This window comes from Phenylobacterium composti DSM 19425 (assembly GCF_059568645.1).
The window spans coordinates 455,884-468,959 of record NZ_JCANTT010000013.1 but is presented as its reverse complement, the minus strand read 5'-3'; the positions used below and the strand labels follow the sequence as shown (position 1 = coordinate 468,959).

Below are 13,076 nucleotides of genomic sequence, written 5' to 3'. Positions count from 1 at the left end.
CGGCGCGTTCTCAAGCGACGGCAGAGTCTGAGGTTGCATGGCTACTATCGATCGAACCGTCTTCACCGTGCTGCGCCACGACGGGCAGTGGGCCGTCGAGCAGGACGGCCGCTATTTCGGCCACTCCCGCGAGAAGGAGGAGGCCAAGGCCGCCGCCAATCGCGAGGCGCGCGCCGCCCAGGATGCAGGCAAGCCCTGTCAGGTCCGGGTGGTCGGCGAGCACGGCTTCTTCGGCGGCTAGCCGCTAGTCGGCGGCCAGCTGTCTCCAGCCTACGGCCCGGACCCGCGACGGGCCCAGGGCGGCCGCCAGCGGCGGGCGCGCGAAGAGCCCGGCGAAGGCGGGATCGCGCACGTTCAGACCGCCCGCATAGGCGCCGAAGGCGGGCAGCACGGCCCGCTCGCCATCGGTGACGAAGCAACGTCGCCGGATCGTTCCGCGCGGCGCGCGCACCTTGGCGGCCGGGTGCAGGTGCCCGGCGATCTCGCCGGCCTGAGGTCCGGGCTGCGGCTCGTGGCGCAGGGTCAGGCCGCACAGGGTCAGTTCGTCCGCCGTCTCCCCCGGCAGCGCCCGGGGACCGTCCGCGTCGTGGTTGCCCACCACCCAGACCAGCCGGCGCTCAGCCGCCAGCGCCCGCAGTCGCGCCGCGTCCTCGGCCGCCAGGCGGTCCTCGGAGCGCCGGTCATGAAAGGTGTCCCCCAGAAGGATCACCACCTGCGCGTCGGTGCCCGCCGCCTCGGCCTCCAGCCGGTTCAGAGTCTCCCGGGTGTCATAGGGCGGCAGCATCTGGCCGCGCATGGCGTAGCTAGACCCCTTCTCCAGGTGCAGGTCGGCCACCACCAGGGCTCGTTCGGCGGCCAGCCACAGGGCGCCCGAGGTCCGGCAGACCGCCTCGGCGCCGTACAGGTCGATGCGCAGGCCGCCGCAGTCGCTGGCCGCGAACCGGTAGCTGAAGGTGGGCGTAACGGCGTTCATGGGGCAAGCGCCTCGGCGATCAGTTCCTCTTCCGCCTCCGCCAGCATGATCTCGGCCGCCCCGCCGGGCGAGCGTTCCTTGCCGATCTCCAGCAGGATGGGCACCGAGAACGGCGACAGATGCTCCAGGGCCGCGTGGCGGATGCGTCCCCGGATCCGCTCCAACAGCCCGCCCAGGCGCGCCACGTCGATGAGGCCGGTCGCCGCATCCGCCCGGGCGCAGCGCAAGAGCAGATGGTCCGGCTCGTGCCGGCGCAGCACGTTGTAAATCAGGTCGGTGGAGAAGGTGATCTGCCGTCCGGTCTTCTGCTGCTCGCCGGGGAAGCGCCGCTCGATGAGGCCGGCGATGATCGCGCAGCCCTTGAAGGCCCGCTTCATCATGAAGCTCTCGGCCAGCCAAGCCTCAAGGTCGTCGCCCAGCATGTCCTGGGCGAACAGCTCGTCGAAATCGAGGCAGTCCATGGGCTTCAAGGCCCAGATCGCCAGGGCGTAGTCGTTGCAGACGAAGCCCAGCGGCCCGACGCCGGCCCGTTCCAGCCGCCGGGTGAGCAGCATGGCCAAGGTGGTGTGGGCCAAGCGTCCGTCGAAGGGATAGCAGACCAGGAAATGCCGCTGCCCCCGAGGGAAGGTCTCCAGCAGCATCTCGTCCTCGCCGACGATCAGGGAGCGCTCCCGCTGCGCCTCCAGCCACTCGCGCACGTCGCGGGGGAGAACCTGCCAGTGGCTCTCGTCGAACATCAACTGGCGCACGCGCTGGGCCAGGTAGGTGGAGAGGGCGAACTTGGAGCCGCCCCATGACGGCATCTTGGGGTCGCGGTCGTTGGCCGGGCGGACCAGGACATCGAGGTTGGTGACGCCCTCCAGCGCCCAGACCTGACCGGCGAAGATGAAGGTGTCGCCGGGATCCAGCATTTCCAGCATGCCTTCCTCGACCTCGCCGATCTTCCGCCCGCCGCGCCCGCCGCGCCCGCCGCGGCCGGCGATCCGCACCGAGAGCACCGCGGGGGAGACGATGGCGCCGACGTTGAGCCGGTGGCGCTGGGCCGTCTGAAGATTACGCACCCGCCAGCGGCCGTCCTCGCCCTGCACGATCCGGCGGAAGCGGTCGTAGGTCTTGAGGGCGTAGCCGCCGGTGGAGACGAAATCGACCACCTGCTCGAAGTCCTCCCAGGGAAGGTCCCGGTAGGGGCCGGCCGTGCGCACCTCCTCGTACAGCTCCAGCATGTCGAAGGGCTCGGAACAGGCGCAGCCCATGACGTGCTGGGCGAGCACGTCCAGCGCGCCTGTCCGCGGCGGGTCGCCGTCCAGCCGGTTCTCGGCGATGGCCTCCCGGGCCGCCTGGCACTCCAGCATCTCGAAGCGGTTGGCGGGCACGAACAGAGCGTGTGAGGGCTCGTCCAGCCGGTGGTTCGCCCGGCCGATCCGCTGGACCATCCGCGAGGCGCCCTTGGGGCTCGCGAGCTGGATCACCAGGTCGACGTCGCCCCAGTCGATGCCAAGGTCGAGGGTCGAGGTGCAGACCACGGCCCGCAACTCGCCCCGGGCCATGGCCGCCTCCACCTTCCGCCGCTGTTCGGCGGCAAGGGAGCCGTGATGCAGGGCGATGGGCAGGCCGTCCTCGTTCAGCCGCCACAGCTCCTGGAAGGCGAACTCGGCCTGGAAGCGCGTGTTGACGAACACCAGGGCGATCCGCGCGCGCTTGATCGCCTCATAGACCTCGGCCATGGCGTGCTGGGCCGTGTGGCCGGCCCACGGCACCCGCCCCTCGCTGAGCAGGATGTCCACCCGGGGGTCAGCGCCGGGCGGGCCACGGACGAGATCGACGTCCGATCCCCCGCCCATCCAGCGCTGGATCACCGCCGGGTCGTCCACGGTGGCGCTGAGGCCCACCCGACGCATGCCTGGCGCCAGCTGCTGCAGCCGCGCCAGGTCCAGGGCCAGGAGGTCGCCCCGCTTCGAGGAGTGCAGGGTGTGGATCTCGTCCAGGATCACACACCGCAGATCCCGGAAGTAGAGCCGCGCGCCCTCCCAGGCGCAGAGCAGGGCCAGTTGCTCGGGCGTGGTCAGCAGGATGTCGGGCGGCTTCACCCGCTGCCGCTGGCGACGAGCGACGCCGGTGTCGCCGGTGCGGCTCTCGGCGACCACCTCGAGGCCCATCTCCTGGATGGGCGCGGTGAGGTTCCGCTCCACGTCCACCGCCAGGGCCTTCAGCGGCGAGATGTAGAGGGTGTGCAGGCCTCGGGGACTGTTCGCAGGCGGCCGTTCCGCCAGTTCGATCAGGCTCGGCAGGAAGCCGGCCAGGGTCTTGCCGCCGCCGGTGGGGGCTATGAGCAGGGCGTCGAGGCCCTGCCGTCCCTTTTTCACCATCTCCAGCTGATGGGCGCGAGGGCTCCATCCTCGGCGCTCGAACCAGGCCTGGAAGCGCGGCGGCAGAACGGCGGAGGGGACGACGTCGTCGGCCATCGTCCCCCGCTATAGCATGTTCTCCTTCCGTTTCAGGAGTCGAAAGGCGCCGTGCGACCGATCAAGGGGCTCACGCGGCCCGGGTCTCGATGCGGCGGGCGTAGGCGGTGGAGCCCTCGCCGCGCAGCCCCGGCACTGGGTTCGGCCCGTCCGTCTCGTCGCGGTACTCGTAGCCCATCGCCTCGCCGTGCTGGCGGATGACCTCCTCGCTCGGCACCCACTGGTCGTTCACTTGGGCGTTGTAGGCGAAGTAGCGGTCCCCCGGCGGGACTTCGGTGATGGGGATGAAGTCGGGGCCCTTGCTGGTGAGGTCCACCTGATCGGCCAGCACCTGTCGCAGCCAGGTCTTGTTCTCGCGGATCGACAGCGGCTTGACGCTCCTGGCCATCATCAGCGCCTCGGGCTCCCGCTTCTCGATCGTGCGCATGAGCTCGGCGGCAATGCGCAGGTGCTCCAGCTCCATGGCCAGGTGCAGCTCGTAGATCGGCCGGACCTTGGGGTCCTGCTCCTCCTGCAGGTAGGACCAGTAGTTCCAGCACTCGTTGAACTCGTGCAGGACCAGGTTCTCGAGCCAGGTCGAGGTCGGGTCGAGCATCGACTCGTAGTGGGTGACGTGCTGCTCCTCGACCTCGGCGATCTCGGAGTAGAGCGCCCGCGCCAGGGGCTCCTGAAAGCGGTTTCCGATGTTGGCGTAGTAGTTCATGACCTGCTGCTCGGCGCACAGCACGGTCATGGCGTTGACCAGCGACTGCGGATCGGCGGCGAGGGCCGTCATCGGCCGGCGGATCTCGTCGTGCGGGTGGCGGTGCTCGAAGATGGTCGGACGGCCAGGCGTGATCTCGGTGAGATGACCGACGATGGCCTCGGCCTTCTTGCCTTCCAGCATCTCGTAGAGGTTGGCGTAGCGGTAGAGGTGGTCGAAGTCCTCCAGCACGCCGAACTCGTAGCACTGGCGCAGGTACGGGTCGGGCTCGTTCTGGGCGATCCAGGCGGTCATCTCGACAGCGATCTGCTCGTAGCCGAGGGTGACCTCCAGCGTGCTCTCCTCGGCGGGGATCAGCCAGTTGATGACCCGCTGCTGCTGGCTCTCGATCCGCCGGGTCTCGGCAAGCAGCTTCTTCACCTCGGGCTCGGCGGTGTTCCGGGCCATGTTGTGGGAGAAGAGAATGGCCTCGACCTCGACGCCGTTGGCCAGGATGGCCCGGGCGCGGCTGAACGGGTGGATCTCCTCCTTGCGGTAGGGCGTGACGTTCAGCTCGCGCCAGTTGCGGAGCTGCTTGTCGAGCGGGATGCCCCGCTCCTCGAACGGATTGAAGCTCATGTCGGGCTGGCCCCTCGTTGGAATGAAGGGACAACCCGCGGCGGGGCTGGTCGTTCGGCTTGAGCGTGGCGATTTTTGCGGTGAAGCCGCAGGTTCGAACGCCGGGGCTGTCAAAAGCTCGCCGCAACCCTAAGTTCTAAGGCGCGACAGCGCCGATGCAGATCCGTCCCGTCCTCCTCACCGCCGCCCTGGCCCTCCTCTCCGCCTGCTCCCGTGGGGCGACGGACGGCGCGGACGCCAGACCCGCCCGGGCGCCGGAGGGCTTCCCCGCGCCCGACCGCCCGGTGGCGCCCGTCGGGGCCGACGGCTGGAGCTCGGGGCCCGACCGGGACGCGGCCGACGAGTCCGGTCAGCTGATCCGCGGCCTGGGCATCGGGCCCGGCATGGCCGTGGCCGACATCGGCGCGGGCTCGGGCTACCACACCCTGCGTCTGTCACCGGCGGTGGGCGAGACGGGCGTGGTCTATGCCGAGGACATCAACGCCGCCTACGTCGCCGGGCTGAAGCGCGAGGCCGAGCGGCGGGGCCTGGCCAACGTCCGCATCGTGGTCGGCACGCCCGCCGACCCGAAGCTGCCGGCGCCCGTGGACCGGGCGATCCTGGTCCACATGTACCACGAGATCGAGAACCCCTACGCCCTGCTCTGGAACCTCGCCCCCATGCTCAAGTCCGGCGGGCGGGTGGGGGTGGTGGACGTGGACCGGCCCACCAAGGCCCATGGCGTGCCGCCGGGGCTGCTGGAGTGCGAGTTCGCCGCCGTCGGCTACCGGATGGTGGACTTCCAGCGGCTGCAGGGCGGGGTGGGCTACCTGGCGGTCTTCGAGCCCCCGGCGGAGGGGCGCCGGCCCAGGCCCGCCGACATCCAGGCCTGCGACGCGCCTGACTGAGGCCCGCCGAAACGCCGCCTTGATCCCGATCAAAGCGTGGCCGTAGCGACGGCGCGACATCGGTCTCCCAACAGCAAGGAGGAGCCCGATGAACCCCGAAGCCGCCCCGGTCGTCTATGCGGTGATCGCCATGTTCGTGATCTTCATGGCCACCCTGTTCGGCGTGTCGGTCTGGTCGTCGCGCAAGTAGGCCCTTCGCCTACCAGGGAGCGCAGCCCCGCCCGTCGAAGGGGCCGGGCGGCGGGCCGAGCGGGCCCGGACAGCCGAGCCCCACCACGCCCCGGCCGCGGGTCGAGCCCACGGCGACGCTGACATGGCCGGTCTTGCCGACCGGATAGTGGGCCTCGACCTGGGCGTGGCGATAGCCGTGCGTGCCGACGCCCACCTCGAACGCGCCATGCACCCGCCGGTCGGGCTCGAGCCCCTCGTCCAGGGCGGCCATCTCGTCGGGCGAGGGCGTCGCCGCCGGCGAGCCCTTGATGAAGGCGTCGATCTGCTCAGCGGTGGTCAGCGGGCGGGACGGCGCAGCCGGCGCCGGGGCGGGCGCGGCCACCTGCCTCACCGGCGCCTGCGCGGTCTCGACGGCGGCGGGCGGCGCGCCGCTGGCCCCCGCCGTGGCCATGGGCCCGTCCGAGGCGAAGGCCGTCCCGGCCGGGAGGCCGGCCAGCAAGGCGCCGGCGAGGAAGGCAGCGGCCAGAAGGACGGCCGCCGAGGCGCCGGGCGAGGTCCGCAAACGGGTCATGGCGTAAAGTCCTACACGCATCCGGCCTTCCAGCCTCATCACGATTGCGGCGCGCCTGAGGCGGCCAAGCTTTCCGCCGCGGCCAAGGCGCCTATCTTGTCAGGCCCATGTCCCCGCCCATCTCGCCGCCCAAGCCGCATCCGCTCCGCCAGGCCATCGTCCTGCAGGTCCGCCAGCTCGTGGGCGGGACCGGGGATGATACGGTGGAGCGCAACCGCCGGGACGTAGGCTTCTTCGGCCCGGACAGCGCCTGCTGGAAGGTCCACGGCGACCTCGCCGGGATGATGGTCGGCGGGATCACGGCGCTTCTCGTCCAAATGCTGCACCCGGGCGCCCTGGCCGGGGTGTGGGACCATTCCAACTTCCGCCAGGACATGGACGGGCGCCTGCGCCGCACCGCCCGCTTCATCGCCGGCACCACCTATGGCGACCGGGCCGAGGCCCAGGGCTACATCGACCGGGTGCGGGCCATCCACGCCAAGGTGACGGGGACCCTGCCGGACGGGACGCCCTACGCCGCCGACGATCCGGACCTGCTCACCTGGGTGCATGTGGCCGAGGTCTCCTCCTTCCTGGCCGCCTATCTGCGCTATGTGGACCCCGCCTTCCCGGCCGCCGAGCAGGACCGTTACTACCGGGAGACGGCCGAGATCGCCCGGCGGCTGGGGGCGGCGGCCGTGCCCGAGAGCCGGGCCGAGGTGGCCGCCTATTTCGGGGCCGTGCGCCCGCAGCTGCGCTACGACCACCGCACCGCCGAGGTGGCCGCGGCCCTGTTCGCCCAGGCGCGGCCGAAGCCCGGCGGACCCAAGGCGGGCGGGGCGGGCTCAAGCCTCGGGCCGGCCATCGTCCCGGCCATGGCCGTGGCCTTCGACGCCGCCAAGGACCTGCTGCCGCCCTGGGCCGCGGAGCTGCACGGCCTGCGCCTGTCACCCGCCCGCCGGCTGGCGGCGCGGCTGGGCGTCCAGGCCCTGGGGCGCACCCTGCGCTGGGCGTTGGTGAACAGCGCCGAGGCCCGGGCCCGGCGCCGGGCCGCCGAACTCCTGGCGATGTCCGCCGCCGAGGGGCGGTCGGCGGCCTAGGGCGAAGCCCATGCGGCCGCGCCCGCCGAAGGGCGGGGGACGGACGGCCGGACTGCTGGACAGGTTGAAAGGGCGTGGCGGGGCGCGCCGCGGCGTCAGCCCGAGGCGATGCCGGGCGGGGCGTTCGGCCCGTCGCCGGCTTTGGGCGTGGCCGCGCCGCAGCGACGGACGGTTCCATCGGCGGCGATCTCGAAGCCCAGGGCGTTCGCCACCCGGGCCGCCTGATCGGCCAGGTCGGCGGTGAGGAAGTCGTCGGCCTGGGACTCCTCGTCCACCAGGGCCATCAGCTGCACGAGGGCCTCGGCCTCCGCCTCCTCGGCGTCTTCGAAGTCCAGCTCCTCGCCAAGGCGCTCCACCTCGGACCAGACGAGGCCCTGAACGGCGCTCATCAGCTGGTTCTTGCGGGCGCGGACGAGCTGGGCGTTGCGCCGGTCTTCGCGCTCGGCCGCCTCGGCGCCCGCCCGCTGCGCTTCCCGGGCGAGCTTGGCCTCAAGGGCGAGGCCCTGGCGGATGGCGCGGGAGACCCGCTGGAACACCAGGGCCTGCCGGGCCCGCTCTTCGGGCGTCTGCGCGGCCTCGGCGTCGGCCCGCGCATCGCGCGCGAAGGCCATGCCGAGCTCGGTCAGCTCCGCCAGGACCCGCGCGTGCCGCGCCAGCATCTCCGCCGCGTCATACATGAACAAAAAGAGAACATATGGAGCAGCGGAAGTCAAGGTTTTGATCAGGATTCCTCCCCGCCCTGCGGCGGCGGAGGCGGCGCTGGCCGCGGGGTCTGGGCGAGCCCCTCAGTCGCTGTGCGACAGCGCCCCCGGAGGGGCGCATCTCACTGGATCTGAATCGTCAGGGCGTGAGGCGGCGGGCCTGGCCGTAGGGGCCGGGGGCCTGGCCGGTGCGGGTGAAATCGAGGACGGCGCGGTAGTAGCCGTCGGCGTAGCGGGTGTAGACGCGCTTGCCGTCCACCAGCTCGAACTCGCGGACGCCATGGTCGGTCCGGGGGAACTCCAAGACGGTGATCGGCCGGCCTTCCCGAGCGAGGGCGACGAGGCGGGCGGCGGTCTCCTCCGGGGGCGCCTCCAGGTCTTCGGCGGCGAGGAGCCAGAGGATCGGGGCCTTGATCTGCCGGAGCACCGGCATGGGATCGTGCTCCCAGGTCGTGCCCTTGTCCTGGCGGGGGCCAAGGGCCCGGACGGCGGCCTCGGGCGCCTTGGCGACCATGCCGGTGAACTCGCCCTCCAGATCCTGCCACCAGGGCTCGGCGCCCCACTTGGCGCGCAGGGCGTTGAGGTCGTCGAAGTCGGTGAAGCGGCTGACCACGACCTTGGCCGTGGCGTCGGCGACGTCGGCCGCCTTGGCCAGGACCTCGGGGCCGTAGCCCTTGTCCTTAAGGCCGCGCAGCGTCTCGCCGCGGTCCTCGGCCAGGGGACTTTCGGCGAGGCCGTAGCGGACCACGAGATAGTCCACCTCGACCTTGGTGGCGGCCAGGGGGGCGATCCAGCCGCCCTGGCTCGCGCCGTCGAAGCCCAGGCGGGAAATCCGCGAGCCGCCCAGTCGGCGGGCCTCCCGGGCCGCGGCGGCGGCGTCCTCGGCCAGGACGTGGAAGTCCTGGGTGTAGGTCCCCTGGGAGCCGCCGGTGCCGCGCTTGTCATAGACGAAGACGCCGACGCCCTCGGCCGGCCAGGCGCGGGGCTCGAAATAGAAGTCGCGGGCGGAATAGTCCTCGGACCCGTGCACCATCACCGACACCGGGACCGCGCCGGCGCCCTTGGGCAGGACCAGGCGGCCGGCCAGCACGGCCCCGCCCGCGCCGGCGAAGGTGGTGTCGATCACCTCGAAGGCCGCCTTGGTCCCGGCCTTGCCGTCGAAGGTGATGCGCCCGTCCGCACAGGCGCCGAAGCGGACCTGCGTCCCGTCGGCGGCGGCGGTCCAGCCGGGGGCGCTGACGGGGGCGCCGTCGGCCCCGAGCGTCAGGCGGCCCGTGCGCCCGTCGGGGAGGCGCCAGCGCAGGGACCCGTCGCTGACCGCGCCCACATCGACCCAGCCGCCGCCCTCCAGCTGGTAGAGGCCCACATGGCAGCGGTCGGGGCCGGGCTCGGCGGCCTGGCCGGATGCGGGCCAGAGCGCGGCGAGGGCGGCGACGGCGGCCAGGGACAGCCTGGACAGGCGGGTCTGAAACAGCGCGGTCATGGTTTTCCTCCGGCGCTGGTTCAAAGCGGAGAATCGGGCGGCGGGGAAGGGGGACCGCGAAGCGGTGGAGGGGGCGCGAGCCGCGCCCCCTCAGCCGCTTCGCGACAGCTCCCCCCGGGAGGGGGAGCATCGGCTCGCCTCTCTATGCCGCGGCGGCCCAGAGCTTGCGGAAGGTCCCGCGGAAGTCGGGCTCCAGACGGGTGGCGTCGGTGTCGAAGACCATGGTGGCCCGGGTGGCGGCGTCGTAGGGCGTCCAGGTGGGGAGCTTGCCGCTGTCGGGGCTGCCGGTGGCGGCGAAGGCGACGATGGCCGAGGAGAGTTCGTCGGCCAGGCGGGCGCTGGTGGGGTTGGGGCCCTGCAGGCCGCCGCGGATTTCGCGCGAGCTGGGGCCGACGTCGACGCCGTGGGTGGCGCCGTAGCGGCCGCCCCAGGCCGGGCTGGGCGCCTTCCACAGATAGACATAGGCCGGGGCGCGGCCGAGGGCGGCCTTGCGCTCGGCCATGGCGAAGCTCGGGCCGCGGCCCATGTCGCTGATGATCCGCGACTGGATGAGATAGGGCGAGGCGGCCGGGTCTTCCTGGCGGTAGAGGTCGAGGATCTGGCCGGCGCGGTCGGCCCCCACCCGGGCCGCGAGCATCCTGGTCACGCCCTCCCAGGTCTCGTCGAAATTGCGCTGCCGGTAGGTGCGCTCGTCGAGGGTGGTGGAGATGATCATCGGCACGTCGGCGCTGACCGCCGGGGCGTCCGGGTCGAACGGATGACGCGGCATGGCGACGCCGTCGAGGACCGGGGTGAAGGAGTTGGGCGCCTCGCCCCGGGCCCGCTGGGCCGCCTCGAGGTCGGCCTGGGCGGCGAGGAGGTCGTAGAAGGGCATTTCCTGCAGCCGGCGCACGTCGCGGCCGCCGAGGCTGACGGCCTTGAGCAGGTCGTCCGCGATGGCCTTGCCGCGCTCGCGCGGGGCGACGCGGACCATGGCGCCGCTCATCTGCACGGCCCGGTGGAACAGGCCCTTGGCGGCCGGCATGGCCATGAGGCCGCTGACCTTCGCCCCGCCGCCGGACTGGCCCATGATCAGCACCCGGCTCGGGTCGCCGCCGAAGGCCTCGATGTTGCGGTTCACCCAGCGCAGGGCGGCCACCAGGTCGAGCATCCCGGACATGCCGCTCTGGGAGAACTCGGGCGGGGCGCCGCTGTCGGCCAAGTGCAGGAAGCCGAAGGCGCTGAGGCGGTGGTTGACCGTCACCACCACGCAGTCGCCGTAGCGGGCCTGCATCTCGCCATCCATGCCCGGGGAATTGGCCGAGCCGCCGTAGAAGCCGCCGCCGTGGAAGCGGACCAGCACCGGCTTCTTCGCCGTGCGCGAGAGGTCGGGGGTCCAGACGTTGAGGTTCAGACAGTCCTCGCCCATGCCGCCGGGCTGGTAGTCCAGGTAGATGAGGTTGGCGTAGTCGCTGCGTCGGTCGCCGGGGATCTGCGGGCAGATGTTGCCGTAGTCGAGGGCGTCGCGCACGCCGGCCCAGGGCTTCACCGGCTGGGGCGGCAGGAAGCGGTTCTTGCCGGAGGTGTCGGCGCCGTAGGGGACGCCCTTGAACACCTTGATCCCGCCCGAGACCAGGCCCCGCAGCTTGCCCTCGGCGGTCTCGACCACCGGGAAGATGTCGGTTGTGGCGGCGCGGGCGAGGCCCGCCATGAACACCGAGGCGCCCGCCCCGGCCAGGATCGCCCGCCGGCTCGTATTGAAGGTCATGCCGTAACTCCCCCGCAGATGTCTGGTGCTAGCTGCCGCCCCGCACGGGCGGGAACTTGGCCATGAACAGGCGCTCCTCACGGAACGGATCGTTGGCCAGGGTGGGCGGGACGTCGAAGAGCATCACCGGCCGGCTGGCCACGTCGTAGGTGGGCCACTTGGGCAGGCCCGGATGGTTGGGATCGCCGTTGCGCGCGAAGGCCAGCCAGGCGTTGGCCATGGCCTCGGTCATGGCCCGGGTCTCCTCGGTCTCGGGACCGGTGAGGTGCGGCGCCTTGGCGACATTGTCGAACATGAAGGGCAGGTCGATGGTGTGCTCGGAGAACCGGCGGCCCCCCTGCACGGGCGAGCGCCAGGTGACCTGATAGACCCAGGTGGGGTTGTCGGCGCCGTTCTGGGCATGGCGCTGCTCGGCCATGATGGTGGCGTTGGTGATGTAGGCCCGCCAGGACGCGATCTTGAAGAACATCTCGGCGGTGGAGCCCGAGGGCGTGGAGGCCTTGAACACCCGCACCGCCTCCTCCACGGACTCGGGCGGGATGGTGCGCGCCAGCCGCGCCTTCAGGGCGGCCTCGTCCATGGCGAAGATCGCCGGGTCGCGGCCGAGCTGGTTGGAGAGCTCGGTCTGGGTGGTGCCCAGCATCAGCGGGACCTTGGCGGTGTGCTGGGGCGCATTGGGCGTCCAGGGGTGGGCCTTGAACGAAATGCCGTCCAGCACCGGCTCGAACCGGTAGCCGGCGGCGGCGATCACCTCGCGCTGGCGCGTCCCGAGCAGCTCGGCCGGGACCTCCTGCAGGCGGCGTGCCTCGCCCGGGGCGATCTCCAGCTTGCGCAGCAGGGCGTCGGTAAGGGCGTGGGCCTCCTCAGGCGTGTGGACCCGCAGGTGGGAGCCGGACTGGACGATGCCCTTGTGGAACAGGCCGGCGGCCTCGGCGCCCGCGTAGCAGACGCTGACCTTCCGGCCGCCGCCGGACTGGCCGTAGATGGTGACATTGCCGGGGTCGCCCCCGAAGGCGGCGATGTTGGCCCGCACCCACTTCATGGCCGCCACCAGGTCGAGGTAGCCGACATTGCCCGACTGGGCGAACTCGGGGCCCAGGAGGTGCGAGAGGTCGCAGAAGCCGAAGACGTTCAGGCGGTGGTTGATGGTGACGATCACCACGTCGCCGCGGCGGGCCATGGCGCCCCCGTCGTAGAGGCCGCTGGAGCCGGTGCCGGCCTCGAAGCCGCCGCCGTGGAACCACAGCATGACCGGCCGGCGGGCCGGGCCGCCCACCTGCGGCGTCCAGACGTTGATCCGCAGGCAGTCCTCGCTGATCGGGCCGGGGACGGTGAGGATGGTGCGCGGCTGGGGCGCCTGGTCGCCGAACTCATAGGCCTCGCGCACGCCGGTGAAGCGCTCGGGCGGGCGGGGCGGCAGGAAGCGGCCGGCCCCCGAGGTGTCGGCCCCGTAGCGCATGCCGCGGAAGACATGGACGCCGTTCTCCACCAAGCCGCGGTAGCGCCCCTCGGTGGTCTCCACCACCTGGCCCTCGGTTCGCTGGCCTCCGAGCCCCTGGGCCCGGACGGCCCCGGCCGCCAGCAGGGCCGCAGCGCCGCCCATCAGGCCGCGGCGCGACAACGCGAGATACGCCATGTCTTCGTTTCCCCCCGGCCGCACGGCGGCCGTTTGCCTCTGTCT

The 13,076-nt window shown here is 72.0% G+C and carries 11 protein-coding genes; 3 read left to right on the top strand and 8 right to left on the bottom strand.

All coding sequences use genetic code 11. The features are described 5' to 3' along the window. Positions 1–37 precede the first annotated feature (37 nt). Positions 38–241: a DUF2188 domain-containing protein gene (locus tag BO64_RS08550; RefSeq protein ID WP_496402865.1), complete on the top strand. Its 204-nt coding sequence runs from the start codon at positions 38–40 to the stop codon at positions 239–241. 3 nt (positions 242–244) lie between these two features. Here BO64_RS08550 and pdeM read toward each other — a convergent pair whose 3' ends face one another. From pdeM to BO64_RS08535, 3 genes are all read right to left on the bottom strand, one after another. Then, positions 245–973 carry a ligase-associated DNA damage response endonuclease PdeM gene (pdeM, locus tag BO64_RS08545; RefSeq protein WP_496402864.1) on the bottom strand — a complete coding sequence of 243 codons (729 nt, stop codon included), beginning with the start codon at positions 971–973 and terminating at the stop codon, positions 245–247. Then, a complete protein-coding gene (locus tag BO64_RS08540; RefSeq protein WP_496402863.1) occupies positions 970–3,435 on the bottom strand; it encodes a ligase-associated DNA damage response DEXH box helicase in 2,466 nt (821 codons plus the stop codon). The genes pdeM and BO64_RS08540 overlap by 4 nt, the downstream gene beginning before the upstream one ends. A gap of 70 nt (positions 3,436–3,505) precedes the next feature. Next, a complete protein-coding gene (locus BO64_RS08535) occupies positions 3,506–4,756 on the bottom strand; it encodes a hypothetical protein (protein ID WP_496402862.1) in 1,251 nt (416 codons plus the stop codon). A 155-nt stretch (positions 4,757–4,911) separates the two neighbouring features. Here BO64_RS08535 and BO64_RS08530 point away from each other — a divergent pair, with 155 nt between their 5' ends. Next, the gene (locus tag BO64_RS08530) at positions 4,912–5,643 is read left to right on the top strand and encodes a class I SAM-dependent methyltransferase (protein ID WP_496402861.1); all 732 of its coding nucleotides are present in this window, start codon (positions 4,912–4,914) and stop codon (positions 5,641–5,643) included. Positions 5,644–5,842: 199 nt separating this feature from the next. Here the strand turns inward: BO64_RS08530 and BO64_RS08525 are convergent, their stop codons facing one another. Further along, positions 5,843–6,385, bottom strand: a complete 543-nt coding sequence (locus BO64_RS08525) for a hypothetical protein (protein ID WP_496402860.1) — start codon at positions 6,383–6,385, stop codon at positions 5,843–5,845. Between the two features lie 107 nt (positions 6,386–6,492). Between BO64_RS08525 and BO64_RS08520 the strand changes: the two genes are divergently transcribed. Then, entirely contained in the window at positions 6,493–7,464 is a 972-nt protein-coding gene (locus tag BO64_RS08520) for an oxygenase MpaB family protein (RefSeq protein WP_496402859.1), read from the top strand. Between the two features lie 95 nt (positions 7,465–7,559). On the opposite strand, the gene BO64_RS08515 is transcribed toward BO64_RS08520, so the two are convergent. From BO64_RS08515 to BO64_RS08500, 4 genes are all read right to left on the bottom strand, one after another. Continuing rightward, on the bottom strand, positions 7,560–8,123 hold the full coding sequence (locus tag BO64_RS08515) for a hypothetical protein (RefSeq protein WP_496402858.1): 564 nt from the start codon (positions 8,121–8,123) through the stop codon (positions 7,560–7,562). A gap of 181 nt (positions 8,124–8,304) precedes the next feature. Continuing rightward, positions 8,305–9,648: an alpha/beta hydrolase family protein gene (locus BO64_RS08510; RefSeq protein ID WP_496402857.1), complete on the bottom strand. Its 1,344-nt coding sequence runs from the start codon at positions 9,646–9,648 to the stop codon at positions 8,305–8,307. A 142-nt stretch (positions 9,649–9,790) separates the two neighbouring features. Continuing rightward, on the bottom strand, positions 9,791–11,395 hold the full coding sequence (locus tag BO64_RS08505; RefSeq protein ID WP_496402856.1) for a carboxylesterase/lipase family protein: 1,605 nt from the start codon (positions 11,393–11,395) through the stop codon (positions 9,791–9,793). A gap of 28 nt (positions 11,396–11,423) precedes the next feature. Then, a complete protein-coding gene (locus BO64_RS08500; protein ID WP_496402855.1) occupies positions 11,424–13,031 on the bottom strand; it encodes a carboxylesterase/lipase family protein in 1,608 nt (535 codons plus the stop codon). Positions 13,032–13,076 lie beyond the last annotated feature (45 nt).